At 64.5% G+C, this 26308-nt stretch carries 28 protein-coding genes; 14 read left to right on the forward strand and 14 right to left on the reverse strand.

Annotated features, from left to right (window positions below; all coding sequences use genetic code 11):
- The first annotated feature begins 54 nt into the window (after positions 1 to 54).
- The 5 genes from J1M81_RS15055 (at position 55) to J1M81_RS15075 (ending at position 2840) form a co-directional block, all read left to right on the forward strand.
- Positions 55 to 1074, forward strand: coding sequence for an LLM class flavin-dependent oxidoreductase (locus J1M81_RS15055; protein WP_032401221.1), 1020 nt, complete (start codon positions 55 to 57; stop codon positions 1072 to 1074).
- A gap of 84 nt (positions 1075 to 1158) precedes the next feature.
- Complete coding sequence (locus J1M81_RS15060) at positions 1159 to 1965, forward strand: transglutaminase family protein (protein WP_027496193.1); 807 nt, start codon at positions 1159 to 1161, stop codon at positions 1963 to 1965.
- A gap of 114 nt (positions 1966 to 2079) precedes the next feature.
- Positions 2080 to 2250, forward strand: a complete 171-nt coding sequence (locus tag J1M81_RS15065) for a CsbD family protein (protein WP_008718579.1) — start codon at positions 2080 to 2082, stop codon at positions 2248 to 2250.
- Between the two features lie 88 nt (positions 2251 to 2338).
- A complete protein-coding gene (locus J1M81_RS15070; protein ID WP_176456997.1) occupies positions 2339 to 2596 on the forward strand; it encodes a lipopolysaccharide assembly protein LapA domain-containing protein in 258 nt (85 codons plus the stop codon).
- A 28-nt stretch (positions 2597 to 2624) separates the two neighbouring features.
- Positions 2625 to 2840 (forward strand): hypothetical protein, encoded by a 216-nt coding sequence (locus tag J1M81_RS15075; RefSeq protein WP_027496191.1) that lies wholly within the window; start codon positions 2625 to 2627, stop codon positions 2838 to 2840.
- Positions 2841 to 2851: 11 nt separating this feature from the next.
- Here the strand turns inward: J1M81_RS15075 and J1M81_RS15080 are convergent, their stop codons facing one another.
- The 3 genes from J1M81_RS15080 to J1M81_RS15090 form a co-directional block, all read right to left on the reverse strand.
- A complete protein-coding gene (locus tag J1M81_RS15080) occupies positions 2852 to 4357 on the reverse strand; it encodes a Mur ligase family protein (RefSeq protein ID WP_206498277.1) in 1506 nt (501 codons plus the stop codon).
- The gene (locus J1M81_RS15085) at positions 4354 to 4659 is read right to left on the reverse strand and encodes a membrane protein (RefSeq protein ID WP_027496190.1); all 306 of its coding nucleotides are present in this window, start codon (positions 4657 to 4659) and stop codon (positions 4354 to 4356) included. The genes J1M81_RS15080 and J1M81_RS15085 overlap by 4 nt, the downstream gene beginning before the upstream one ends.
- Before the next feature lie 154 nt (positions 4660 to 4813).
- A complete protein-coding gene (locus J1M81_RS15090; RefSeq protein ID WP_032401220.1) occupies positions 4814 to 5605 on the reverse strand; it encodes a hydroxymethylpyrimidine/phosphomethylpyrimidine kinase in 792 nt (263 codons plus the stop codon).
- A 237-nt stretch (positions 5606 to 5842) separates the two neighbouring features.
- Here J1M81_RS15090 and J1M81_RS15095 point away from each other — a divergent pair, with 237 nt between their 5' ends.
- The 7 genes from J1M81_RS15095 to J1M81_RS15125 all read left to right on the forward strand — a co-directional run bounded on the left by J1M81_RS15095 (position 5843) and on the right by J1M81_RS15125 (position 12069).
- Complete coding sequence (locus J1M81_RS15095; RefSeq protein ID WP_027496188.1) at positions 5843 to 6280, forward strand: SRPBCC family protein; 438 nt, start codon at positions 5843 to 5845, stop codon at positions 6278 to 6280.
- A 171-nt stretch (positions 6281 to 6451) separates the two neighbouring features.
- Positions 6452 to 7822: an APC family permease gene (locus J1M81_RS15100; protein ID WP_052061696.1), complete on the forward strand. Its 1371-nt coding sequence runs from the start codon at positions 6452 to 6454 to the stop codon at positions 7820 to 7822.
- Positions 7819 to 9411, forward strand: a complete 1593-nt coding sequence (locus J1M81_RS15105) for an NAD(P)/FAD-dependent oxidoreductase (RefSeq protein ID WP_032372977.1) — start codon at positions 7819 to 7821, stop codon at positions 9409 to 9411. The genes J1M81_RS15100 and J1M81_RS15105 overlap by 4 nt, the downstream gene beginning before the upstream one ends.
- Positions 9412 to 9568: 157 nt before the next feature.
- Entirely contained in the window at positions 9569 to 9919 is a 351-nt protein-coding gene (locus tag J1M81_RS15110) for an STAS domain-containing protein (RefSeq protein ID WP_139278545.1), read from the forward strand.
- A 31-nt stretch (positions 9920 to 9950) separates the two neighbouring features.
- A complete protein-coding gene (locus J1M81_RS15115; RefSeq protein ID WP_032373089.1) occupies positions 9951 to 10340 on the forward strand; it encodes an STAS domain-containing protein in 390 nt (129 codons plus the stop codon).
- Positions 10337 to 10771, forward strand: coding sequence for an ATP-binding protein (locus J1M81_RS15120; RefSeq protein ID WP_032368860.1), 435 nt, complete (start codon positions 10337 to 10339; stop codon positions 10769 to 10771). The genes J1M81_RS15115 and J1M81_RS15120 overlap by 4 nt, the downstream gene beginning before the upstream one ends.
- Before the next feature lie 17 nt (positions 10772 to 10788).
- Positions 10789 to 12069: a PP2C family protein-serine/threonine phosphatase gene (locus J1M81_RS15125; protein ID WP_072692246.1), complete on the forward strand. Its 1281-nt coding sequence runs from the start codon at positions 10789 to 10791 to the stop codon at positions 12067 to 12069.
- On the opposite strand, the gene dctA is transcribed toward J1M81_RS15125, so the two are convergent.
- From dctA to J1M81_RS15155, 6 genes are all read right to left on the reverse strand, one after another.
- Positions 11991 to 13421: a C4-dicarboxylate transporter DctA gene (dctA, locus tag J1M81_RS15130; RefSeq protein ID WP_206498278.1), complete on the reverse strand. Its 1431-nt coding sequence runs from the start codon at positions 13419 to 13421 to the stop codon at positions 11991 to 11993. The two genes, J1M81_RS15125 and dctA, sit on opposite strands and share 79 nt — an antisense overlap.
- Before the next feature lie 154 nt (positions 13422 to 13575).
- Positions 13576 to 14355: an ABC transporter ATP-binding protein gene (locus tag J1M81_RS15135; protein WP_206498279.1), complete on the reverse strand. Its 780-nt coding sequence runs from the start codon at positions 14353 to 14355 to the stop codon at positions 13576 to 13578.
- Positions 14352 to 15341, reverse strand: a complete 990-nt coding sequence (locus J1M81_RS15140; RefSeq protein WP_080729059.1) for an iron ABC transporter permease — start codon at positions 15339 to 15341, stop codon at positions 14352 to 14354. Before J1M81_RS15140 ends, J1M81_RS15135 begins: the two co-directional genes overlap by 4 nt.
- 59 nt (positions 15342 to 15400) lie before the next feature.
- The gene (locus tag J1M81_RS15145; protein WP_032388834.1) at positions 15401 to 16447 is read right to left on the reverse strand and encodes an ABC transporter substrate-binding protein; all 1047 of its coding nucleotides are present in this window, start codon (positions 16445 to 16447) and stop codon (positions 15401 to 15403) included.
- A gap of 114 nt (positions 16448 to 16561) precedes the next feature.
- Positions 16562 to 17497, reverse strand: a complete 936-nt coding sequence (locus J1M81_RS15150; protein ID WP_283348323.1) for an MBL fold metallo-hydrolase — start codon at positions 17495 to 17497, stop codon at positions 16562 to 16564.
- On the reverse strand, positions 17494 to 19158 hold the full coding sequence (locus tag J1M81_RS15155; protein WP_206498281.1) for an FAD-binding dehydrogenase: 1665 nt from the start codon (positions 19156 to 19158) through the stop codon (positions 17494 to 17496). The genes J1M81_RS15150 and J1M81_RS15155 overlap by 4 nt, the downstream gene beginning before the upstream one ends.
- 128 nt (positions 19159 to 19286) lie before the next feature.
- Between J1M81_RS15155 and J1M81_RS15160 the strand changes: the two genes are divergently transcribed.
- Complete coding sequence (locus J1M81_RS15160; protein WP_206498282.1) at positions 19287 to 20489, forward strand: helix-turn-helix domain-containing protein; 1203 nt, start codon at positions 19287 to 19289, stop codon at positions 20487 to 20489.
- 112 nt (positions 20490 to 20601) lie between these two features.
- Here J1M81_RS15160 and J1M81_RS15165 read toward each other — a convergent pair whose 3' ends face one another.
- The gene (locus tag J1M81_RS15165) at positions 20602 to 21468 is read right to left on the reverse strand and encodes a 3-hydroxyacyl-CoA dehydrogenase (protein WP_206498283.1); all 867 of its coding nucleotides are present in this window, start codon (positions 21466 to 21468) and stop codon (positions 20602 to 20604) included.
- Positions 21469 to 21627: 159 nt separating this feature from the next.
- On the opposite strand from J1M81_RS15165, the gene J1M81_RS15170 reads away from it, so the two are divergent.
- Positions 21628 to 21993 carry a DUF1330 domain-containing protein gene (locus tag J1M81_RS15170; protein WP_032372979.1) on the forward strand — a complete coding sequence of 122 codons (366 nt, stop codon included), beginning with the start codon at positions 21628 to 21630 and terminating at the stop codon, positions 21991 to 21993.
- Between the two features lie 41 nt (positions 21994 to 22034).
- Here J1M81_RS15170 and J1M81_RS15175 read toward each other — a convergent pair whose 3' ends face one another.
- The 4 genes from J1M81_RS15175 to J1M81_RS15190 form a co-directional block, all read right to left on the reverse strand.
- Positions 22035 to 22859 carry a dienelactone hydrolase family protein gene (locus tag J1M81_RS15175; protein WP_032364700.1) on the reverse strand — a complete coding sequence of 275 codons (825 nt, stop codon included), beginning with the start codon at positions 22857 to 22859 and terminating at the stop codon, positions 22035 to 22037.
- 30 nt (positions 22860 to 22889) lie between these two features.
- The gene (locus tag J1M81_RS15180; protein ID WP_135046238.1) at positions 22890 to 23225 is read right to left on the reverse strand and encodes a DUF2834 domain-containing protein; all 336 of its coding nucleotides are present in this window, start codon (positions 23223 to 23225) and stop codon (positions 22890 to 22892) included.
- 70 nt (positions 23226 to 23295) lie between these two features.
- Positions 23296 to 24588, reverse strand: a complete 1293-nt coding sequence (locus J1M81_RS15185; RefSeq protein ID WP_032372980.1) for an MFS transporter — start codon at positions 24586 to 24588, stop codon at positions 23296 to 23298.
- A complete protein-coding gene (locus tag J1M81_RS15190; RefSeq protein WP_045842015.1) occupies positions 24585 to 26222 on the reverse strand; it encodes a class I adenylate-forming enzyme family protein in 1638 nt (545 codons plus the stop codon). Before J1M81_RS15190 ends, J1M81_RS15185 begins: the two co-directional genes overlap by 4 nt.
- Positions 26223 to 26308 lie beyond the last annotated feature (86 nt).

Raw genomic sequence — 26308 nt, forward strand, 5'->3', positions numbered from 1 at the left:
GGCTGAGCGCTGAGTCGTACGAACATAGTTGATCCTTCAACGAAAGAGCGCACGATGAAGAAGATCGGATTTCTGTCCTTCGGACACTGGTCACCGTCCCCGCAGTCGCAGACCCGATCGGCATCGGATGTGCTGTTGCAGTCGATCGACCTCGCGGTCGCGGCCGAGGAACTCGGAGCCGATGGTGCGTACTACCGCGTCCATCACTTCGCCAACCAGCTCTCGTCACCGTTTCCGCTGCTCGCCGCCGTCGGAGCCAGGACGAGCACCATCGAAATCGGTACCGGCGTCATCGACATGCGGTACGAGAATCCCTTCTACATGGCCGAGGATTCCGGCTCTGCCGACCTCATCTCGGGCGGGCGGTTGCAACTCGGTGTGAGCCGGGGATCGCCCGAACAGGTCATCGAGGGGTACCGCCACTTCGGATACTCCCCCGCGGAGGGCTCCGACCACGCAGACATGGCTCGCGAGCACACCCGCATCTACCTCGATCTGCTGGAAGGCAAGAGCTTCGCTCAGCCGAACCCGCGGCCGATGTTCCCCAACCCGCCTGGCCTGCTGCGCCTCGAACCTCACGCACCGGGTCTGCGCCAACGCATCTGGTGGGGCGCAGGCACCCGCGAGACGGCCGAGTGGACGGCGCGCCAGGGCATGAATCTGATGAGCTCCACACTTCTCAGCGAAGACACCGGGGTGCCTTTCCATCAGTTGCAAGCCGAACAGATCGAACGCTTCCACAAGACGTGGAGCGACGCGGGCCACGACTTCGCTCCTCGAACATCCGTGAGCCGCAGCATCTTTCCGATCGTCAACGATCTCGACCGCGCCTACTTCGGCCGAGAGGGCAGCGGCGACGACCAAGTCGGCTACCTCGACGGCGGCAAGGCTCGTTTCGGCAAGACCTACGCGGGTGAGCCCGATCGGCTGATCGAAGAACTGGCAGCGGACGAGGCGATCGCCGCCGCGGATACTCTGCTGCTCACCGTCCCGAACCAGTTGGGTGTGGAGTACTGCGCACACGTTCTGGAGACGCTGCTGCGCGACGTGGCCCCCGCACTGGGGTGGCGTTGATCACTCGGTGACCAGGGGCGATTGGTTTCGGCGGATACGGGTACTGGCAGCAGGTTCACCCGCCCCCACCTGCCAGGAGTCCTCATGCTCAAACGCGACGTATCCGCGCGCCTCGATGTAGACATCACCGCCGCCACCACTCTCGAATTCCAGATCGCCATCGCACCGCACCCCGGTACGACGGTCACCGAATCGCTCTCCTTCGTTCTCGACGGTAATCCCGTCGAGGCGAAGGAGGTCAGCGGACCGCACGGCAACCGCATTCACGTCATGCCCGCCGACGTCGGCAACTTACAGGTCTCGTACGACGCCACCATCCTGGGCAACACCACCCCGGCCCCCGTCACCGACTACGACATGTCGCTCTACCTTCGGCCCAGCCGCTACGCCGAAGCAGACAAGTTCTACGGTTTCGCCGCAACAGAATTCGGCGACTACGCCGATTCCGAGGAACTGCTGGCCAAGATCTCCGCCTGGGTGGGCGCACGCCTGAATTACGTTCCAGGAAGCAGTGATCCGATCGACGGAGCCGTCGACACGCTGCTAGCAGGCCAGGGAGTGTGCCGCGACTACTCGCATCTGGTCGTCGCGATGCTCCGCGCTGTCAATGTTCCTGCCCGCCTCGTGGCCGTGTACGCGCCCGGATGCGATCCGATGGATTTCCATGCCGTCGCCGAGGCATTCGTCGGCGGCCAGTGGCGTGTCGTCGACGCCACGTGCCTGGCACCGCGGTCCACTCTGGTTCGCATTTCGGTAGGCCGCGATGCCGCCGATACCGCATTCCTGGACAACCACAAGGGTGCCATCACGCTGAACAGCTCCGTGGTCACAGCCGTGGTCGACGGCGAACTCCCGCACGACGACATCACCGAGCTGGTCTCCCTCACCTGACCGCCGCGGTCGCTCAAGTGATGCAGATCACTTTCCCGTGACGTTTGCTTTCGGCCTCGAAAACCGACTAAGTATCCGTTACCAACAATCACAGCCACCCGAAAGGTGCACACCATGAGCTTCATCGACAAGGCCAAGAACGCAGCAGAAGACGCCATCGGCAAGGCGAAGGAAGTTGTCGGCGACGCAACCGACAACAAGGACCTCGAAGCCGAGGGCAAGAAGGATCAGGGTTCGGCCGGCGTCAAGAAGGTCGGCGAGAACATCAAGGACACCTTCAAGTAACCAGCAGCCCCGCATCGAGTGCCGCCGGTCACCGCGATCGGCGGCACTCGGTTTCTGCTCACCTTCCACTTCACAGAACGGAACCCTCATGATTGCAACATCGGACACCACAACCACCAAGCGCCGCGGCGGATTCGCCTCGAAGTTGGCCCTCCTCGTCACGGTCGTGCTCGTTGCAGCACTGGTCATCTTCGTGCTGCAGAACACCGTTCACAGCACGATCAACTTCCTCGGCTGGAACTTCGATCTCGGGCAGGGCGTCGCAATGCTCGGTGCAGCCGTCGTCGGAGCGATCATCGCGCTGACGGCAACAGCAGCATTCAAGGTTCGACGGGCCGTCCGCTGACAACCTCCCCCACGACAGGACTTCCCGCATGATCCCGCTGCTGGCCCGCAAGTATCTCTACCGCTACCTTGTCGTCGCGATCGGCTTGCCCATTGCTGCCCGGCTCCTGGCATTTGCCGGCGTGAGCCTCGAAAAGCGAACGGGCAGAGCCAATGTCGTATCCAAGGCCCTGAAGTCCGCCGGCAGGTTCGCGCAGCGTCGAGCAGACAAATCCGCTCGGAAACGTACGTCCGCGGCGCAGTAGCGGTAGCGCGTTCAACTCCGCGCCACGTGGGCGGCGAGGACGTCACGCAACACCTCACGGTCGTCGAATCGCACGATGTGGTCGCCGTACACCTGTTCGGCATCGCAGCCCCGTCCAGCCACGACCACGGCATCCCCGGGCTGAGCAATGGCGACAGCGTGCTCCACGGCACGACGTCGGTCGGCTTCCACTACCACCACCGCTGAGCGTGCAGCCCGAGCGCCCTCTTCCACTGCGGCTCGGATGGTGCCCGGGTCCTCCGACAGCGGACTTTCATCGCTGACGATCACCACATCTGCCAACGTGGCTGCCGTTCGCCCGAGCGGGAAGCGCTTACCCGGGTCACGTTCGCCCGTCGCCCCGACGACGACGATCAGTCGACCCGAGACCACGCTGCGGACGAAAGGCAGCAGCGCCCGCTGACCTGCGGTGTTGTGCATGTAGTCCACGACGGCCAGGAAAGGCTGTCCGACGTCTACACGTTCGAGGCGGCCGGGAACGGCGTCGAGGCGTTCGAGTCCTGCCGCGACTGCTGCGATGTCGCGGCCGGCCGCCAACGCCATGGTCAGTGCGGCCAGAGCGTTCTCGGCCTGGTGCGGACCCAGCAGAGGTAGGCGGATTTCGACATCGCCCATCGGGGTTCGCGCTGTCAGGGACGTTCCGACGTCGGTGCACTCGATGTTCTCGCCGCGAACATCGGCATCGCGATCGGCCGTGGACCACGTCCAACAGGGAATATCGAGGCGTCCCGCCAGGATTTTGCCGTGCGGATCGCCGACGTTGACCACAGCGCGTGTCGATCGGTGCGCCGAGAACAGTTCGGCCTTCGCGGCGAAGTAACTGTCCATGTCTCCGTGGTAATCCAGATGATCCGGCGTGAGATTGAGGAACCCCATCACCGCGAAACGGAGGCCGTCGACGCGGTGCTCGGTGACGGCGTGAGAGGACACCTCGAGGGCAACCGCCGTAGCACCCTCGTCCCGGAAACGGCGCAGAGTCCGATGCACGGTGGCGGCCTCGGGTGTGGTTCTGGCCGATTCTTCCGCGCCGCGCGGGCCCGCCAAACCGATTCCGGTCATGGTCGCCACGGAGTCGCCCGCCGCAGCGAGCCCGGCTCCGAGCAGCAGGGTGGTGCTCGTCTTGCCGTTGGTCCCGGTGACCCCGTACAGATCCAGGTCTCGGTGCGCGAACCGATGAATTCGAGCGCACACCTCCCCGACCCGGCGGCGCGGGTTCGGCACGACGAGTGTCGGCAGAACCGTCGAGGCCCGGTCCGACAACGCCGCCACTGCCCCTCGGGCCTTGGCCTCGAGCTCGAAGTCGAGGCCGTGCGCTCGGCGGCCGGGCAACGCCACGTACAGGTCACCGGGACGAACCGTTCGCGAGTCGTCGCTTGCCCCGGTCACTCGCACGGAACGAATCGGCGGCGCAGCGCCGATCGAGAGTGCCAGCTCGTTCAGTTCCACGCCGACGCCGATCGACGACGTGCCACTCCTGCCGAGATCGGGCTCGATCAATGCCCCGCAGGGTCGGTGAGGCTCTTGCCTTCCTGTGCCTTGACCCGGCGACGCTCGAGCAACACCAGAACCGTGCCTGCGACGAGCAGAACGGGCGCGAGGACCGCGCCCGTCCACGCCCACCCCTCGAAACCGTAGCCGGCCGCAGTCAAGGTCAGTCCGAGGCTGACCAGCGCGAGACCGATACAGATGTAGCCGGGCCAGTTGCGCGCGTCGACGATCGCTTCCCCGGCGTGCCCGCGCATCGTGCGGTCGTCGTCGTTCGCTTCGGCACCGGAGCCGGCGGGGTCATGTTGGGCCATGGTGTCTCCTCGACTGCTGTTCGCTTCACCGGCGACGCATTCCGGGCCTGCAGGAACACGTCGATTACGTCAGTGTCCCCGCGGCGAACCCGTCCAAACATGAAGCCTCGCAGCACTCGAGGCAGACCCGTGATCGATATCCGGGCCGGCGGGCTCAGTTCTGCCAGGCGACGGCAGCGAACGGAGCGTGGCTCGACAACCGGCCGACGATGCCGGCATGCGCGAAGTCCTTTGCCGTGGCCACTGCGTCGAGCACGCCGGATCCCTTGGCCAGCTCGGCGGTGATGGCAGCTGCGAACACGCATCCAGCGCCGGACACCCTCTCGTCGCCGATCTTCGGGGCGCGCAGGACGGTGAGGTCCTGTCCGTCGAACACGACGTCGACGGCTTCGTCTCCGGGTAGGCCGGCACCACCCTTGACCACGACGTACTGGGGGCCGAGGTCGGCGATCCTCCTGGCTGCCTCACCGAGATCCTCGACGGTGTCGATGGAGTCCATTCCGGACAACGTCGTCGCCTCGAACAGGTTGGGTGTGATGACGGTGGCCAGCGGAAGAACGTCGCGACAGAGCGCATTGTCGGTGTCGAGAGCCGCACCGGGTTCCTGCCCCTTGCAGATCAGCACGGGATCGACCACGACATGACGCCACGGCTGCAGGCGCAGTGATTCCGCGACCGTGGCGACGGTGGCGGGGGTGCCCAGCATGCCGATCTTGACGACATCGAGATCGTGAGCGGCGGTGGCCACTTCGATTTGATCTGCGATCACCGAACTGTCGATCGGCACGAAGCGGTGGCCCCATTCGGCCTTCGGATCGAAGGACACGATGCACGTGATGGTGCCGACCCCGTAGACCCCCAACCGCTCGAACGTCTTGAGATCTGCTTGCAGACCGGCCCCGCCGGTGGCTTCCGAACCTGCGATCACGTAAGCGATTGTCGACATCGGCCCATTATGGCAACCGACGCCCCATACCGCGCCGGGTGGTCGAGAAGCCGCGTGCGCCGGGCCCGCTGCCGCGTTGTGCCCCGGCTCAGCGGCAGGTAGCGTCACCGATATCCGAGTCGAGTCCAGGCCGGTCCCCCACTGCGCAACCGCCGTACGTGTGCCCCGAGAACGGCGGCATACCAACGCTTTTCGTTCGGCGTAGCGGCGTACCGAGATGACGACGGAGGTCCGAGCGTGACGACGAAACGCGACACCACAGCTCGATGCGAGGACGTGTGGAACGTTCTTGCCGATGGCTGGTCCTACGCAATGTGGGTGGTCGGTGCATCCCGAATCAGAGCGGTCGACGCGGCGTGGCCTGCTCCTGGCAGTGTCATCCACCATTCGGTCGGGGCCTGGCCGCTCGTGCTCAGCGACGTCACGCGCTCGGTCGCCGTTCACGAGAACCGCGAATTACAGCTGGAAGCCAGGGCCATGCCGTTCGGACGCGCCTCCATCACCGTCCGGTTGCACCCGACAGCGACCGGCTGCACGATCGAAATGATCGAGCACGCGAGCACACCGCCGTTCGAGCTCGTGCCCAACCGGGTTCAACATGCGCTGTCTCACCCCCGAAATTCCGAGGCACTGAGGCGTCTCGCACTGTTGGCGGAACGCGCATCGAACCCGTAGAACCTGCCGCGTCCGGCGCGGCCGGCTCGCCGAAACGTCTGTGCTGCAACCGATCGAGAGAACACGGTTGAAGACCGAACACACCGGGCATGCGATTGCCATGACATCCCCGCTGCGTCGTTCGAATCGATCTGTCTCCAGCACCAGCTCCCGAAGCGGGAACCGGAACTGATGGCGTCCGACCACAGTCCGAGCGTCCACCCGGACGGCTCCGAGTCCGACGGGTCGTCGACGCCACTGCGCCGGGCGATCTCGGGCAAGTTGTTGTTCGTCTTCATTCTCGGTGATGTGCTGGGTGCCGGGATCTACGCTCTCGTCGGGGAAATCGCGGGTGAGGTCGGCGGAGCGATCTGGCTGCCGATGCTGCTCGCTCTCCTGATGGCGTTGCTCACTGCGGCGTCCTACGCCGAATTGGTGACCAAGTACCCCCGAGCGGGCGGGGCGGCGGTGTTCGCGCAGCGAGCTTTCGGGCGACCGATAGTGTCGTTCCTCGTCGGATTCTCGATGCTCGCGGCTGGCGTGACGAGCGCGGGAGGTCTGGCGCTGGCCTTCTCGGGCGACTATCTCGCAGTGTTTCTCGATGTGCCCGCCGTGCCTGCGGCGGTCGTCTTCCTACTTCTCGTCGGACTTCTCAATGCCCGCGGCATCACCGAATCTCTCCGGGCCAACCTCGGTATGACGGTGGTCGAGGTGTCCGGTCTCGTCGTGATCATCGCCCTGGCCGGGCTCGTTCTGAGCCGCGGCGACGGCGCACCGTCACGGGTGCTCGAATTCACCGACGACACCACGCCGACGCTGGCAGTGCTGGGGGCGGCTCTGCTCGCCTTCTACTCGTTCGTGGGGTTCGAGACTTCGGCCAACATCGCCGAGGAGGTCGAGGATGTGCGGCGGGTGTATCCCCGGGCTCTGCTCGGAGCCGTCACGACGGCCGGAGTGGTCTATGTGCTGGTCGGTCTGGCAGTCTCGACGGTCGTTCCGGCGGATACGCTGGCCCAGTCCACCGGTCCGCTGCTCGAGGTCGTCGACGCCGCCGACGCCGGAATCCCACCATGGGTCTTCAGTCTGGTCGCCCTCGTGGCCGTCGCCAACGGCGCCTTGCTGACGATGATCATGGCGTCGAGACTGACCTTCGGCATGGCCCGCGACGGATTGCTTCCGGTCGCCCTGGCCAAGGTGCTGCCCGGCCGCAAGACTCCGTGGGCGGCCATTGTCGCGACCACTGCGGTCGCAATGGTGTTGTGCACCACCGGCTCCGTGGCCGCACTCGCCGAAACGGTGGTGCTGCTTCTGTTGTTCGTCTTCATCAGTACCAACATTGCCGTGCTCGTGCTGCGTCGGGACCGATCCGACACCGACCACTTTCGAACGCCGACGGCGCTTCCCGTCCTGGCGTTGATCACGTGCGCCGTGCTGCTCACTCAGCAGTCCGCGGCCACGTGGCTCCGCGCCGGGCTGCTGCTCGCAGTCGGAATCGCGCTGTACTACGTCGGTAGGGTTGTGAGCAACAAGACCGCGACCGAACCCAGGAGCATCACCCGATGACCACCACAGAGGTCGACGCAGTCGTGATAGGCAGCGGTCACAACGGATTGGTCGCCGCCGCGGCGATGGCCGACGCGGGGTGGGACGTCGTGATTCTCGAGGCGGCAGAACTACCCGGCGGAGCCGTCCGCAGTGCCGAACTGGTTCCTGGATTCACCAGCGACCTGTTCAGCGCGTTCTATCCGCTGGCTGTGTCCTCGCCCGCCATGACAGCACTCGAGCTCGAGCGTCACGGACTGACGTGGTCTCACTCGCCGACGGTCTACGGCCACGCGCGATCCCCGGAGGACACCGACGCTCCGGTCGTCCATCACGACGTCGAGGCGACCGCTGCTCTGTTGCGTGAGCACGACGTACGCGACGGTGACACGTGGCTGCGCCTGTTCGAGCAGTGGGAACGTATTCGCACTCCCCTGCTCGGTTCGCTCTTCGGGCCGTTTCCACCGGTACTGCCGGCAGCACGATTGGCGCGCACTCTCGGCGTCTCCGAGACACTGCGCTTCGTCCGGTTCGCTGCGTTGCCTGCACGGGTGATGGCCCACGAGCTGTTCCACAGCGAGGCCGCGCGGTGCCTGCTCCTGGGCAATGCGATGCACGGCGACGTACCCACCGACGCGCCGGTGAGCGGAATGATGGGATATCTGCTGACGATGCTCGCGCAGGACGTCGGGTATCCGGCGCCCGTAGGTGGATCGTCGGCATTGACCGACGCGTTGATTCGCCGGGCCGAGGCCTCGGGTGCTGTGCTGACGTGCAGTCGACCCGTCGAGTCCATCGACGTGCGGGGCGGTCGTGCACGCGCCGTGCACACGACAGGTGGCGAGACGTTCCGCGCTCGTCGAGCGATCGTTGCCGACGTGTCGGCCCCCGCGCTGTACGGGTCGTTGCTGCCCTTCGATGCGGTCCCGCGTCGCGTGCACGACGACTTACGTACGTTCGAGTGGGACACCCCGGTGGTCAAGCTCAACTACGCTCTCGACCGTCGAATACCTTGGCGCTCGGCATCTTTGGCCGACGCAGGCACCGTCCACCTCGGTGCGGACGACAACGGCCTGGTCCATTGGGCGGCCGATCTCACGACCGGGGTTCTCCCGCAGAGCCCGTTCATGTTGTTCGGCCAGATGACCACAGCGGACCGGTCCAGATCGCCCGAGGGCACCGAAAGCGCTTGGGCCTACACACACCTGCCGCGCGGCGTCGTCGACGACTCGGCCGCCGAGACCGTCGCCGACCGCGTCGATCAGGTGTTGGAACAGCATGCCCCGGGATTCGCCGATTCGGTGGTGGGACGGGTGGTGCAGAGACCGAGTGATCTGCACGGCGCCGATGCCAACCTGCACGGCGGTGCGGTCAACGGCGGTACCGCACAACTGCAGCAGCAGTTGATCTTTCGTCCCACGCCAGGATTGGGGCGCGCGGAGACCCCGGTGGAAGGATTGTTCCTCGGGTCCGCGTCCGCCCACCCCGGGGGCGGAGTCCACGGTGCGGCCGGGGCCAACGCCGCTCGGGCCGCACTCGGCCAGCGCGGGGCGAGCGGATGGGCGCGAAAGAAAGTCACCAGTGCACTGATCGAATTCCTGACCCGATGACGGCGTTATCGAAACGAGATCTTTCGTTACCGACTCGAGATCGTCGACATCACCGTCCGACATCTCGCACTGGCATCGTTGACTACACAACAAACCGGCGAGCAGGCGGAGACACCAGCCGGCCGCGCACTTCTCCGGAAGAGGTCTCGACATGTCGATGAGCATTGCCACCATGGACAACGCCGTTCGCGACGACGAAGCCGAGTTCCGACTCGACACCATCGTCCGTTCCGACGGGAACAACATCCTGCGCGCCTTCGGTGAACTCGACATGTCGACCCGGGCCGAGTTCGTCCACGGCCTCGATCGCCTGGCCGCCGTTTCCTCCGTGGTCACGATCGACCTGTCCGAGGTGTCGTTCGTCTACTCGGGAGTCGCGAATGCCATCGTCGACGCGACCTACACCCACCCGGGCAAGATCGTCATCCACGCGCCGGCCCGTTCGGTGCGCATGGTCCTCGACGTACTGGGTGCAGGCGAGCTGTTCGTCGACGCGCCTGGATCGTGAATCGGACACGATGACAGGTAACCTCGGCCGTATGCCTGACGACCCGACCGGAGGACAGTTCGAGATCGTTTCGGATGTGCACGACGCGACAACCGTCATCACAGTCAGAGGCGAACTCGACCTGGATACCATCCCCCACTTGTCCGCCGCTGCGTTCCCTGCGGCCGACGCCGCGGAACGCGGACTGGTGGTCGACATGACCGATGTGAGCTTTCTGTCGTCGAGCGCCATCACCGTGTTGGTCCGAGTGTCCGACCGGCTGCCCGAATCGTCGCGAATGGCACTGGTCGCCGTCGACGGGGTGGTCGTTCGCCCGGTTCAGCTCAGCGGAATCGACCGGGTGATGGCCACCTTCACCACCGTTCCCGAGGCTGTGGCGCACGTGCAGTCGAGCGCGGTCGACAGTGAGGGTGGCCGATGACGTCCCACTCACAGCCCGCCAGTCGGTGGAGTCACACTGCGACCGCTGAGGCTGCTGCTGCCAGCGCCGCTCGGCGCCGACTCCAGGGTTGGGCGCTCGACCTGGGAGTGCATCGGACTCTCGTGGACGACATCGCTCTCGGGGCCTACGAAGCCCTGGCCAACGTCGTCGAACACGCCTACAGCTCCGCGCCCGAACCGGGGACGATGACGATCACCGCAGCGTACGAACGCGAGACGCTGACCGTCACCGTCTCGGACACCGGCACGTGGCGTCCGCCGGCACCGACGACCACACGAAGCCACGGGCTTCAGCTCGCCGAGGCAGTGTCCGACGACCTCACCGTCGACCACCGTCCGGGTCTGGGCACCGTGGTCACCGCAGTGTGGCGGAACCCAGTCACGGCCGAATCAACCGGCCGCCCCTCGTAATCTTGGTAGGAGAAGCCATGACCGCCTCGGCTGCCGAACTACTCGACTCCGCACCGTGCGGGGTTTTTTCGATCGACGTTGCGTCCGGCGACATCCTTTACGCCAACGCGGCGGCCGCTCGCATCACGGCACTGAGTCGGGACGATCTGGTCGGCACCGCAGTCACGGATCTTTTCAGCCCCGAGTTCGCACCGGTTTTGCGCGAACTGCTCGCGGCAGCCACGTCGTCCGACTCCGACTCGCCCATCGGAGTGACGGCGCAACTCACCGGCGCACCCGCATCGGGCTCACAGACGGCGGTGTCGATGCTCGCCAACAGTTTGCGAGCGGTGTCCGGTGCGACGACGGTGACCATGACGCTGCACAACGAGACCGAGCGCCGAGTCCGCGAGCAGCACCTGATGGATGCGCGGATATATGCCGAGGCAGCTCAGGACGACGCCGAAGCAGCTCTCGACCGATCTCAGGATGCATTGGGCGCGTCGGAGGAAGCCCGCAAGTTGGCGGAAGCAGAGAAGACTCAGGTACAGATTCTGGCGTCGACTCTGCAACGCACACTGTTGCCGCCGATCCTGTCCGCGCCGACGGGCATGCAGGTGGCGGCCCATTACCACCCCGCGTCCATCGACGAAGTAGGCGGCGACTTCTACGACGTGTTTCCCCTCGACAACGCGACGTGGGGTTTCTTCCTAGGCGACGTGAGCGGAAAAGGAGCGGGCGCGGCTGCCGTCACGTCCCTGACTCGATACACGCTGCGGGCCGCAGCGGTCTTCGATCGGGATCCGATCGCCGTACTCGAGAACCTCAACACGGTGCTCCACCACGAGTTTCACGGCGACGATCCGCGTTTCTGCACCGTGGTCTTCGGTACCGTCGCGCCGGGACCCGACGGTGCCGTGGTGCACCTCGCCAGCGGAGGCCACCCGCCGGCTCTTCGTATCGCGCACGACGGCGTCGTCGAATTCGTGGACACCACCGGGGGGCAGTTGGTCGGAGCCCTCACCGAACCGCACTTCGCCTCGGCGACGGTGACGATGCAGCCCGGTGACGTGTTGGCGTTCTACACCGACGGGCTGACCGAGGCGATCGTCGGCCCGGGCCGAACTCGTTTCGACGACGACGGCAGTCTGCACGCATTCGCCGCCGAACGAGGCCGGACCTCCGCGGCGAAGATCGTCGACGATCTGACCGAATTGTTGGCCTCGTTCGGTGACGGACTTCAGGACGACGTGGCGTTGCTCGCCTTCGAGGTTCCCCCGATCGATACCGATTCCGGCTCGGATCCGACCGGTTCGTAGTCCTTCGACTCCTCGATCGCCTCCAACGGCGGTACCTCCTCACCGTCGAGCACTCTGCGCATTCGGTCTTTGTCGAGTTGGCCCTCCCAGTTCGCCACGACGAATGTCGCGACGCAGTTGCCGAGAAGGTTCACCGATACTCGCATGGAGTCCATGATCCGGTCGGCACCGAGCAGCAACGCCACGGCCGCAACCGGGATGGACCCGTGCCCGATGGCCGCAACGGTCGCCGACAATGCGAGGAACGACGAACCCGGTACTCCGGCCATGCCTTTGGAGGTCAGCATCAGGATCAACACCGCAGCGATCTGCTCTCCGAGTGTCAGGTCGACGCCGAGAGCCTGCGCGAGAAAGAGAATGCAGATCGACAGATAGAGGGTTGCTCCGTCGAGGTTGAACGAATATCCCGTCGGAACCACCAGACCGGTGGTCGTGCGGGAGCACCCTGCCTCGGTCAGCTTGACCATGATGCGCGGCAGTACCACCTCCGTCGACGCCGTTCCGAGGGCGAGGAACAACTCGTCCTTGATGTACCGCAGGAACTTCCAGAGGTTGACTCCGGCGAAGTACCGCGCGACGGCCGCGAGAACGAGAATGAACAACACGGCAGCCAGATAGCAGCACGCGATCAGTTTCCCGTAGCTACCGAGCGACGAAATGCCGTACTGGCCGACGATGTATGCCATCGCCCCTAAGGCACCGATGGGTGCCAGGCGCATGATCCAACCGATGATGGTGAAGAAGATGTGGCTGATGTGATCGACGAGTTCGAGCACGATCGGCGGGCCCTTCTCACCGAACTTCGCCAAGGCCAAGCCGAACAGCACGGCGAAGAACAGCACCTGCAGTAGCGCGTTCTCCGCGAATGCCGACACCACAGAGGTCGGAATGATGTTCAGCAAGAAGTCCACGGTGTGCGGCAATTCGCCGCTGCCGGTCTTCTGGTCGACGGCCTCGGCACCGGTGGCCAAGGTCTGCGGGTCGATGGAGAACCCGGAGCCCGGCTTGACGATGTTGCCGACCACCAGGCCGAACACGAGCGCGAACGTCGTGATCAGCTCGAAGTAGACCAGGGCCTTGACGCCGATGCGGCCGACGGACTTGAGGTCGCCCACATGGGCGATGCCGATGACGACGGTGCAGAAGATGATCGGGGCGATCAGCATCTTGATGAGCTTGATGAAGCCGTCGGCCAGTGGTTTGAGGTCTGCACCCAGGCCCGGCCAGAGCCACCCGATCGCAATGCCTCCGACTATGCCGATCAGTAACTGCACGAAAAGCGATGCATACCAAGGCTTTCGGCGTACACCGGGTTCGGCTTCCCGGTCCGTTGCGGTCGGTCGTTCTGTCATGCGCTCACCGTTCGATCGAGTTTCCGTCGTGCTCGGCGACATCTCCGTCGCATCGCACCATGTTTCGGCGCGACCATCGTGCGCGAGAAATGTTTCGGCGATGTTGACGGTGATGGTCGATGGTGAAACCAGTCGACTCGATCGGCAGGTCGAGTTACACGTGCGCCCCGAGGCCGGGCTCGAATCGGATCGACGGACTGTTGTTCGGTCCATCGAGGGTCACATGGGCACGCACGCGGTACACCCGCGCGATCAACTCCTCGGTGAGTACGTCGGCGGGTGCGCCTGCTGCCACCACCCGGCCCTCGGACAACACCACGAGTTGCGTGCAGAACATCGCCGCCAGGTTCAGATCGTGCAGTGCGATGACGCTCGTGATGGGTAACCGTGCGACCAGCGCCAGCAATTCGAGCTGATGATGGATGTCGAGATGGTTGGTCGGTTCGTCGAGCAGCAGTTCCCGCGGCTCCTGAGCCAGGGCGCGCGCGATCTGCGCGCGCTGCCGTTCTCCGCCGGACAGCTGATGCCACAGACAATGAGCCTTTCCTGCCAGACCCGTATGCCGCAGTGCAGAATCCACGGCCGCCGCATCTGCAGCTGCGTCTCCGCCGAACGCTCCTCGATGGGGAATGCGGCCGAGCCGTACGACGTCGGCGACGGTGATGTCGAAGTCGGTGTCGGCGTGCTGACTCACCACGGCCACGATCTTCGCGACGTCCTTGCGACGCATCGCGGACAGCTCGGTTCCGTCGAGGGTCACCACACCCGACGTCGGCCTGACGGCACCGTTCATCAGATGCAGCAGCGAGGACTTGCCGGATCCGTTGGGCCCGAGCAGCCCGACGGTATCGCCCGGGCCGGGCTCGAGGGACACGCCGTCGACGACCAGCACACCGCCGCGACGCCACGTGACATCGGTTGCCGAGAGTGTCATGACGCCTTCTTCCGTCTGGACAGGATGGCGATGAATGCCGGGACGCCCACCAGTGCGGTGCCCACGCCGACCGGCAGCGGCGTCGGCGCGAACGCGACGCGTGACACCGCGTCCACCCAGACCATGAAGACCGCCCCGATCAATGCCGTGACCGGCACGAGCCGACCGTGCCTCGAGCCGACGAGGAACCGCGCTGCATGCGGTAACACGAGCCCGAGGAATCCGATCGCCCCTGCCACACTCACCAAGGTGGCCGTGATGAGGGCGGTCACGACCAGGAGTGCGATGCGAGCCTTGCGTACCGGGATGCCCAGTGAGGACGCCACCTCGTTGCCGAACGAGAACGCGTCGAGCACGAATGCGTAGTAGAAGCAGACGGCTGTCCCGACCGCGACGACTGCGGCGCACAGAATCACGTCGTCCCAGCGAACACCCTCGAGCGAGCCCAGCAGCCAGAACATGACGCCGCGGGTCTCGTCGGAATCGGCGAACGCGAAGATCACCAGGGACGTCAATGCCGAGAACAACTGGGTCGACGCCACTCCGGCCAGAATCACGCGGTCGTTGTTGCCGCCGGAGAGTTGAGCGAGAAGCAGCACCAGTCCGAATGCCACCAGTGCCCCGATGAACGCGCCACCGGACAGTCCGAGCGCGGCCCCACCGACTCCGAGGATCCCGACCAGCACCGCTCCCGTCGACGCGCCGGAACTGATGCCGAGCACGAACGGGTCGGCGAGCGGATTGCGGAGCAGCGACTGCATGATGACCCCGCAGATCCCGAGGCCGCTGCCGCACGCAGCTGCCACGAGGCTGCGCGGGAGCCGCTCTTCCCACACGATCGCGTTCTTGGACACCCGGACGGGGATGTCCGCCAGTCCCAGGTGGTTGAGCACGACGTCACGCACGTTGACCAGCGAGATCTGCGCCGGCCCGAGTGTCATCGCGATCGCCACGGAGACGACCAGAAGAAGAACCCCGCCGATCATGACGGCGGGCAGGCCGATCTGTCGTTTCGCCGAGACGCTCGGCTCGGCCGTGGTGGCGCTCAGGACCGAGGCCCGATCTGGTTCAGTCCTGCGGTCAGCTTCTCGACGGCGTCGACCAGCCGAATCGAGGGGTTCATCTCGGCGCCGTGCAGCGAGATGTACCGCTTGTTCTTCACCGCGTCCATCGTGCTGGTGACCGGGTCCGATTCGAGGAACGCAATCTTGTCCTCCAGCTTGTCCCCGGGGAACCGATTGCGGAGTAGGTCTCCGAGCACCAGCACGGACGGATCGCGGTCCACCACTGTTTCCCACCCGACCGCTTCCCAGTCGTCCTGCAGATCGGAGTAGACGTTGGTGGCACCGACCTGATCGGCGAGGAGGGCAGGCGCTCCGGAGCGGCCGGCGAAGTACGGGCTCTTGGTGTCTGCGAACCAGAACGCGATGCTCTCACCGGTCTTGTCGTTGCCCGATGTGGCCGCGTCCAGACGGCCTTGCAGTTCGCTGATCAAGCTCTCACCGCGTTCCTGGACGTCGAACACCTCGGCCGTTTCGCGAATGGTCTGATACAGCGCGTCCATGGTCAACGGGGTCGTCCGGGGATTGCCACCGTTGACGCTCAGGCCGTTGTCACAGTCGGTGGGTGCGAGATACGTCTCGATGTTCGATTCGGCGAAGCGGCTACGGTCTGCGACACCGCCCTGCTTGTAATGGCGGCCGAACGACGCGGTCACGAAATCCGGGTCGGTGTCGAGCACCACCTCGTAGGTCGGCGCGTTGTCTGCCAACCGCGGAACGGATGCGTTCGCCTCGGCGAGATTCTCGCGGATCGGATCCGTCCACGACGCTGTCCCGACCATGCGATCCTGCAGACCGAGCGACAGCAGGATCTCGGTGGAATCCTGATCGAGAGACACCACTCGCTGCGGCGGAGCGTCGACGGTCACCGACTGGCCACAGTTGTCGAGTACGAGCGGGTAGACGGTCTTGCCGTCGCCGCCCGTGGCCGCGGTCTGCGACACCTCCTCGGACTCACCACATGCGGTGATCAGACCTGCAGCAAGAACCAGCGACGAGAGGGCAGCGACGCGCCTCGTACTTTTTTTCACGGGGTGACCGAACTTTCTCGACGTACTGAGCGGGAGGACGAACAAGAGGAGAGGATACCCTGCCCTATCTTGCTCGACGACCGCCGCGCATTTCGGTCGCTCCCGTTCGGTGCCTCAGACCATGTCTGCCCAGGGGTCCGCACGCCGCCACAGCGTCGGCAACTGCAGGTCGACCCCATCTCTGCGTGCACAGGCGGTCAATACGTCGAGCGAGGTGCGCATGTCGTCGAAGGCGTAGGGCAGCGGCCGCAACGGCCTGTCGAGGGGCCGGAAGAAGTCGTCCCAATGCGTCAGCACGACGCGCCGAGCCCCCACCGACAACACCGTCTCCCGCCAATACTCGTCGATGTACTCGCGTGTTCGGCGCCCCAGCTGACCGATGGACAGGTACACCACCTCGGAGGAAAGGCCGTCGAGCATGCCCGCTCGGAACCCGGCGCTGCTGTGAACGAGAGCCCGCCTGCCGCTCGGACGGTGCTCGACTGCCATCGACCACGCCTCACCGCACCGGAACGCTCGCACCCGAGCAGGCTGCCGCAGTGGCCGGTCGATCGTCCCGTGAGCTCGGTCCGGATACGAGTGAACCGACTCGACGAACGTGACAGTGAAATGACCCAGTTCGACCGCGGAACCGTCGGCGACGACGGTGATGCGACCCTCGGGCATCTGCGCGCCCCGCCCGATCTGTGCAGTCGAGGAACCACCGACCAGGGCCGCGCCGGTGCGCAGCGCCACCGCTGCGGAGTCGAGGGCATGATCGAAATGAGAATGGGCGCACACCACCGCGTCGAGCGTCCCGATGCCGGCTCTACCCAACGCACTGTCTATTCTCGGGCCGTCCGAACGTAGAGGCAGCAGAAGGGTTTTCGGTAGGGACGGACGCGAGAAGAAGCCGTCGGTCAGGATCGCCGACTCGCCGTCGTCGAACAGCATCGTGCTCACCCCGAGAAACGAGACCGAGACCGGGGATCGGGGATTCGCGGATGCTGTGGTGGCGATCTCGGCCGCATCGGGCAGTGGGGGTCTACCGAGCGAACGCGGCGCTCTCACGCCTGCGCCGCCAGGGCTCGCCCTGCCTGTCGTCCGCCGAAGATGCATCCACCGAGGAAGGTTCCTTCCAAGGACCGGTAGCCGTGCACACCGCCGCCGCCGAATCCGGCGATCTCACCGGCAGCCCACAGCCCCTCGACGGCAGTGCCCATCGAGTCGAGAACGCGACCGTCGAGATCGGTCTGAATGCCGCCCAACGTCTTTCGGGTGATGATGTTCAACCGCACCGCGATGAGCGGACCCGACTTGGGATCGAGAATCTTGTGAAGTGCAGCGGTCCGCGCGATGCGTTCACCGCGCGAGCGCCGGGAATTGTGGATGGCCGAGATCTGCAGATCCTTGGTGAAAGGATTGTCCACCTCACGGTCTCGCGACTCGATCTGACGCCTGAGGTCGACACCGTCGATCAAGTCCTCGCCCGTGATTCGGTTCATGCCCCGGACCAATTCTTCGAGAGAATCGGCGACGACGAAGTCCTCGCCGTTCTTCTTGAATGCCTCCACCGGTTCGCTGGCACCGGGCAATACCCGCCCGAGAACGAGCTTGAGGTTCTTGCCGGTGATGTCCGGGTTCTGTTCCGACCCGGACAACGCGAATTCCTTCTCGATGATCTTCTGGGTCAGTACGAACCACGAGTACTCGAAACCGCTGTCCTGGATCGCTTTCAGCGTTCCCAGCGTATCGAATCCAGGGAAGTTCGGAACCGGAAACCGTTGCCCGCGGGCGTCGAACCACATCGACGACGGTCCCGGAATGATTCTGATGCCGTGGTTCTTCCAGATCGGGTTCCAGTTCTTGATGCCTTCGGTGTAGTGCCACATTCGGTCCTTGTTGACCAGACGGCCGCCGGCCTTCTCGGTGATGCCGAGCATTCGGCCGTCGACGTGTTCGGGCACTCCGGAGATCAACGACTTCGGCGGCGTCCCGAGCCGCGCCGGCCAATTCTCGCGCACCAGATCGTGATTGGCCCCGATTCCACCTGCCGTCACCAGCACGGCACCGGCGCGGAGCTCGAACTCACCCACTTCGACGCGGGTACTTCCTGCCCCTCGCTCCGCTGCACTGGCTTCGAGCATCGCACCGCGAACTCCGACCACCGCTCCCCCGTCGACGACGAATCCGTCGACCCGATGCCGAAAACCGAAGCGCACCAGTCCTTTGTCGGCAGCCTCACGTACGCGGCGCTCGAACGGCGCGACGACACCCGGCCCGGTGCCCCACGTCAGGTGGAATCGCGGAACCGAATTTCCGTGCCCCTCGGCCAGGTAACCGCCGCGCTCGGCCCATCCGACGATGGGGACCCATCTCATTCCCTGAGCGTGGAGCCACGACCGCTTCTCACCTGCCGCGAAATCGAGGTATGCCCTGGCCCACCGATGACCCCAGTAGTCTTCCCCTGCAGGGTCGTCGATGCCGCGATCGAACGTCGCTGTGCCGAGCCAGTCCTGCCACGCCAGCTCCGCAGAATCCTTGATGCCCATTCGACGCTGTTCGGGCGTGTCGACCATGAACAGTCCGCCGAGGGACCAGAAGGCCTGACCACCCAGGTTCTGCTCGGGTTCCTGGTCGAGGAGCAGCACGCGCTTTCCCGCGTCGGCCAGTTCGGCGGTTGCCACCAGTCCGGCCAAGCCGGCCCCCACCACGAGCACGTCTGCGTCCATTGCCCCACTCTTCTGCTCGACCCGGGTGTCTCCCTCGACTGTGCTGTCGTCGGCGTCGGAACTCAAGGAAATCGAGTCGAATGAGTATAGGATTTATCAGGTGCTGATAAAGAGTGCGAGGTAGATCGATGTACCCGGCGCGGGTCGCCGTGGTCGCGAAGATCGAATCGGATCTGGGCTCCGTCGTCGCATCCGCAGTACACGCGATTCGCGACGCGATCCCGGTCTACCGATCACTGCAGGGTGCACAATTGGCCGATGTCGAGGCCATCGCGTATTGGTCACTGAGGCGGTTGATGGCCCTGTGGGCGCACGGCGATCGGACGATCGACGACCGAGACCACAAGAGATTCCGAGCCATAGGTTCCGCACGCGCGGCAGACGGGCGGCCGCTGGCCGATGTGCTGCGCGCGTATCGAGTCGCGTCGAGCGTGTTCGTTCGACACGTGACAACGGAGTATCTGGAAGTACTCGACCCGCCGGACATCGCCGAACTCGGCCTCGGCGTGCTCGACGCGATCGACGCCATATCCGAGGAGATCATCGGTGCGTATGTCATTGCGCGCGAACAGCTCATGTCCAACCGTGCGCAGGCGCACGCCGCGTTGCTCGACGACTTGCTGGCTGCCAGACACAACTCACCAGGGACGGTGTCGGACCGTACTCGCGAACTAGACCTGAAGCTGCCCACGCACCCGAACCTGCTCGTGGTGCAGTCCACCGATCCGGGCCGGCCCATGTCCGACGACACCGTCGAGTCTCTGGTGCTTGCGATGGGCCTCGTCCCTCCGGACCGCACCACAACGGCGGATCAACGGACGCACTTGTGCACTCGGCGCGAACAACGCGCGATCGCGCTGCTGCCGCCGTCGATCCATCGCGCCGAGGTCGACCTCGCGTGTCGGGATCTGCGGCTGCGCGGATGCCTCGTGGAGAGATCGACCGTTACCGGTATCAGCAGTTCGTGGCGACTCGCCTCGGAAGCGCTCGAGACCGCACCGGATCACGCGTTCGACGGCCGGGCACTGCTCGATCAGGGCGACGGTCAGCTGTTGGCACTGCTGACAGCGCGCCCGACCGCCGACACGAGCGAGGTGGTGCGGAGCGTGCTCGGCCCGCTGACCGAGGCAGCGAACGCGCATATCCTGCAGGGTCTTTCGGCCTTCATCTCCACCGGCACAGCAACGGCTGCAGCTACCCGACTGCAGGTGCACCCGCAGACTTTGCGCTATCGACTGCGCCGGGCTCAGGAACTGACCGGCCGGGATCCGCGTTCGGCGTGGCATCGGTTGGCGCTGGACACCGCGATACAACTACGCCAACTCGGTTGACCCGGCTCGGCTGAATTCGGCGTCGTCGGTGGTCGTGCGCACACGCGCCATGACCGATTACTCGAGCCCAAGTCGTCGATCCCCGGATCACCGACAGGCGGGATCGAGTGATTCAGTTGATGTTCCACGACTCGACAGCATCGAGTCGCCGGCCGTCGGAGTCGTACGTGTAGAAGCCTTCACCCTTTTGCAGTATGTCGGCAAATTTGACCTGATCCTCGCCACCGTGTGCGCGCGCGATATGTGCTGCAACGTTGAAGCCGACAGTGTCGTAAATCTGGAACGGACCGGCGGGTGCCCCGGTGGCTATGCGCCACACGTTGTCGATGTCCGCCGGATTGGCAACCCCGCCGACGTAGAGGTTGGCTCCCGCTTGCAGCAGCGGGATCAGCAGACTGTTCAGCACGTATCCCGGAATTTCCTTTCGGACCGGAACGGGAACGAGACCGATCTCCGAAGCAAAGCTCAATACGACATCGAAGTAGACAGGATCTGTTGCAGCAGTTGCCATCACCTCACCGGTGTTGTATCGCCACACGAGATTGGCGAAATGCAATGCGAGAAACTTTTCCGGCCGCCCGGTGGCCTCGGCGAAACTGCTGGGCAGTAGCGATGACGAGTTGGTCACGAAGATAGTTTTCGGCGGGGCGGACGCGCCGATATCAGACCAGACCTTCTTCTTCAGGTCGAGATCCTCCGGAACTGCTTCGATCACCAGGTCGGCGTCCGAAACAGCCTCCGCGACGCTGGTGGTGGTCGTGATGGATTCGATGGCCTTGTCGAAGCGCGCCTCGTCGAAAGTCTTCAGGTCACGCTTGTAGTATCCGCGCATCCATTCCCAGCGGTCCGGCAGCTTGGCTAGAAGTTCGTCGGAAATGTCGTATCCCACAACGGTTTTTCCGTGGTAGGCAGCCTGCATCATGATCTGTGAACCGAGCACTCCGGTTCCGAATACGGTCACGTTCTCAACATCGGTCATGGACGACACACTTCCCTTGATGGAGTCATTGGTTTCGCGCTCTCCAAGTTCTACCGCTGAGCGCGGAGCGACCGCCTCGTGGGGTCCAACAGTGGATCGACTCGACCGACGACAACGCTTTACACTCCACAGGATCCACGGTTCACGCATACTCGAACGATGGCTGTCGATCCCCGTGGAAGAGACCTGAAGCGCTACCTCGAAGAAGACCCCGGTGGTCCGGTGGTGATGCTCAACCTGCTTCGTTTCGCCGAGGGCGGTCGCGACTCCTACGCAGAATATGCGAAAGCACTGGACGAGACTTTCCTCCCGCGCTACGGCGCGACGGTGCTGTACGCGGGCGACGGTTCGACCGCACTTGCCGCCGAGGACGGGCAGGCCTGGGATGCAGTCCTCATGGTCCAGTACCCGTCACGTAAGGCGTTCAGCGAGATGGTGGCCGATCCCGAATATCAGACGGTGACGGCGTTACGGACCGCCGCGCTGAAGGAGGCGGTTCTGCAGGCCACGATTCCGTGGTCGTGAATTCGACCTTCGGCTTCGCATCGTGTTCGCGCCGCGGGGCTTCACGGCGTTGCGAGCAACTTACTGCGGAACAGATCGAGTACCTGGTCCAGTGCCTGCCGCGTCGGCTGACCCGGCTCGTCGATGAGTCCTTCCGTCACGACGGAGTGCGGCGGTCCGAAGGCTTCCGGATTGAACGAGGAGTCGGGCAATTCCACGGAGACGAATGCGTCGCCGAGTTGTTCCCTCAGAAACTCGAACCGTGCAGGGGGACACATCGTGTCGCCCTGGAACCGCATACCGAGAACAGTGAGATCTCCCGCAGCACAACGGCTTTTCACCTTCGAAAGGTCGCCGGCACTGATGTCGATGGAACGACTGCGTGACTTCGATGCCGCGAACGGAAGTGACGGTTGCGACAGCACCGGTGCGATCAATCGATCGTCGGCGGCCATGGCCAGGGCGAACCCGCCCGTGAAGCACATTCCGATGGCACCGACGCCCGGTCCGCCGCACCGCTCGTGTTCCTCGGCCGCCAGAGCACGCAGCCACACCACGACTCGCGACGACTTGCCGGTGGCCAGGATGGTGAATTCTCGACTGATACACGCCGGCACGATGGCGCGAGAGATCGTTGCCACCGTCCCGAGCACGCCCAGGGGCGCGGTCGAAGGATCTTTACCGTCGACGCCGAACAGGTGCGGCACGATCGCGGTGCATCCGATCCCGGCGACGGTGCGCGCGAAATCCGCCACTCTCGGCGTGATGCCCGGCATTTCGGACATCACGATGACCGCCGGCCCGGTGCCGATTCGATAGACAGGCGCCGTGCGCCCGTCTGCGGTGAACTCGGTTCGCTCGAAGTCGGCAAGGGCGTCATCTGTCATCGAAGCGGTCCTCTTTCTCGATCGGCGACATCACTGCGAATACTCACGCAGCAACAGGTACAGCGGAAGCGCGAAGCAAATTCCCACCGAGCCGGTACCGACGGGAACCAGCCACCAATGTTTGACGCCGTGATCTTTCGCATCCCCTCTGGACCAGATCCCGAAAGCGATACTGGTGATACCGAGATCGGCGGTCAAGGCTCGCGTCGGCGTGGACGCCACCCATTCGGAGAAGAACTTCGCTGCGCTGCCCGCGCTCACCCCGTGCTCGCGAAAGTAGCCGACGACGTAGGCATTGGGGACGACGAAGCCGATGACGGTCAGCAGCAGCAGGAGGCGTCGACGAGTGGCGTCTGCGGTTCTCATGACCTCAACGTAGAGCACCGCGCAACACTACCGGCGTGTCGTTCGATTCGACCGAGTCGGCCGGTCCGAGTCAGACGTCCTCGAGCCGGATGCCTTTGGTCTCCTTCATGTAGAAGCAAGCGACTCCGGTCAGGGCAGCGAGGAACATGATGTACACGCCGAAGACCCAGCCCAGATCCAACCCGAGGAACAGCTGGTTGAGATACGGTGCCGTTCCACCGAACACCGCAACCGAGAACGAGTAGGCGAATCCGATTGCCTGCGTTCGGAGTCGGGTGGGAAAGCTCTCCGACAACGTCGACGACAGAATCGAGGCCGGGACGGCGATGACGAGCAGGGCCACCGTCGACGGCAGCAGCAATGACCACCACTGCGTGGAGATCAGCATCGTCAGCGGGATCTGCAGCACGAACATCAGCACTGCGAATGCCGCCAGCATCGGCCGCCGACCGATCGAATCCGAAAGGCGACCGAAGAACGGTAGCGACACCAGCGCTATCAACTGCGCGACGACGAGCATCCAGTAGGCGGTGTCCGGGTTCATCCCGCGCTGCGTGATGGCGAACGTCGAGACGTAGGAGGTCCAGGTGTAGTGCGCCGCCGTGATTCCCGACGTCATTCCGATCATCAACACGATCGCTTTGACGACGGTCTTACGCGCGATCGGTTCTTGTTCGACCTTGTTCTGCTCCGAGTCGAACACCTCGCTCTCGTCCATGTTCTTGCGCAGGTAGAGAGCGAACAGCGCGAGGAGCGCGCCGAGGAGGAAGGGGATGCGCCAACCCCATTGCCCGACAGCAGAGTCCGACAGGGTGGAGGTGATGACGCCACCCACGGTGTATGCCAGAGCCGATCCACCGAAGATGGCGACGAACGCGACGCTGCCCCACATGCCACGTCGGTTCGGTGGTGCGATCTCGCCGACGTAGGAGTACGCCGTTGCCGACTCGCCGCCGTGCGCGAAACCCTGCATGACGCGTGCGAGCAACAGCAGTACCGAGGCCCACGCCCCGATCGCACCGTAGGTGGGCATGATGCCGATCAGCAAGCTGCCGGTTGCCATCATCAGCATCGTGGTGACAAGAACGAACTTGCGGCCCTTCTTGTCCGCGATGCGTCCGAACACGATGCCGCCGAGAGGCCGCATCAGGAATCCGACGGCGAACACCGCAAGCGTGGACAGCAATGCCGAGACAGGATCGGCCTGGCTGAACATGGCCGCCGCGATGAACGGCGCGAACACTGCATAGGCACTCCACTCGTACCATTCGAGTACGTTGCCTATCGTGCTGGCGAACAACGATTTCTTCCGTGAGGAAATATCCGGTGTCGAGCGGGTGTCGTGCGATGATCCGACAGTCATGGAGTGCCACTTTCGATCGAATTTTTTTTCACAGGAACAGGTTTGAGTGCTGCACGTCGAATCTTCCCGGTTTGGGTTTTGGGAAGTTCGTCGATGATGTGGATGGATTTCGGACGCTTGTACGCGGCCAGTCGTTCACGCGCGAAGGCCATCAGTTCATCCGGCGTCGTGGTAGCGTCGCGCCGGAGTGACACGTACGCAACCACCGATTCCCCTTGATAGTCATCCGGCCTGCCCACCACAGCGGCCTCGAACACCGCTGAATGTTCGTAGAGTGCATCTTCGACCTCTCGGGGCCACACTTTGTATCCCGACACGTTGATCTGGTCCTTGAGCCGGTCGACGAGATACACCCAGCCGTGTTCGTCGATGATCGCCACGTCGCCTGTGCGCAGACGTCCCTCTGGCATCGTCGACTCGGACGCGTCCGGATTGCGCCAGTAGCCCGACACCACCTGCGGACCCGAGATCTCCAGTTCCCCTGCAAGTCCTGGGGGTGTCGGCCGGCCCGAAGGGTCGAGCGTTCGTAACGTCACGCGCGGAAGAGGCAACCCGACGGACAGTGAACCGCTGGCCGCGTCCACCGGCGCGCGCACGCCAGGTGGCACGGCAATGACTCCCGCCGTGGTTTCGGTCATCCCGTATGCGTTGTGGATGTAGCAACCGAATTGGGACTCGAACGCGGCGACGGTGGCGGGCGGAATAGGTGCGCCTCCGGAATACAACGCCTTCACCGACTCGAAGTGGGCCCTCGTCGCACCCTCGGTTGCGGAGATCGCGTTGAACACCGTGATCGAACCGATGGTGTAGGTGACGCGATGCTCGACGACAGCGTCGAGAGTGACTGCCGCGTCGAAACGATGCGCGAACACGAGCATGCAGTCGCGGATCAGGGCCACCGCCGCGTCGAGCATCGCGCCGGTGATGTGAAACAGCGGTGCGACGGCAAACACGACGTCGCCGTCGTCGAGACCGGCCCGTTCCCCGAAATCGAGGGCAGTCGCGAAGGCGTTCGCGTGCGAGATCTGCGCGCCTTTCGGCGGACCCGTGGTTCCTGACGTATAGGCCAGTAGCGCCAGATCGTCCGGCTCGGGATCGATTTCGGGGAAAGATCGACCACGGTAGCGGTCGATCAGACCCATCAGATCGTCGTCGGGCCGGGGTGTCACGCGTGACGTCGACGCAAAGACTCGTGGGTCGTCGCGTGTCTGCAGGTCCAGTCCGCTGGTGCTCACGAGCAGTCGAATCGAACTGCCGCGCAACGTCGCCCCCACAGAATCGAGATCGTGTTCGTCGCAGACGAGCGCGACAGGTTCTGCATCGTCGATCAAGGTGCGAAGTTCACGGTTGCGGTACATCGGGTTGAGGATCAACGCGACCGCCCCGATCTTCCACAACGCGAGGAACGTCAAGGCGTACTGCGGAATGTTCTGCAGATAGATGCCGACGCGATCGCCCTGTGACACTCCTCGATCGAACAGTGCGGCGGCAAGTGCATCGGACGCCTCGTCCACCTCGCGCACCGTGAGCACGGCGTCGAAGTACGCCAGCGCCGGCCGGTCCGGGGTGTCGGCGACTCGGCTACGCCAGGCGTCGAGAACAGTCGCAGGCCCGGTCGCGCTGTCGAGGGTCATGAACGGCCCTTCCGCTCGAGCAGACTTTCGGCCCACGTGGACCGACCGAACACTCGTTCGGTCTGCTGTCTCGCTAGTGTTGCGGA

The organism is Rhodococcus sp. KRD175 (assembly GCF_017168275.1).
GTDB classification, from domain to species: domain Bacteria; phylum Actinomycetota; class Actinomycetes; order Mycobacteriales; family Mycobacteriaceae; genus Rhodococcoides; species Rhodococcoides fascians.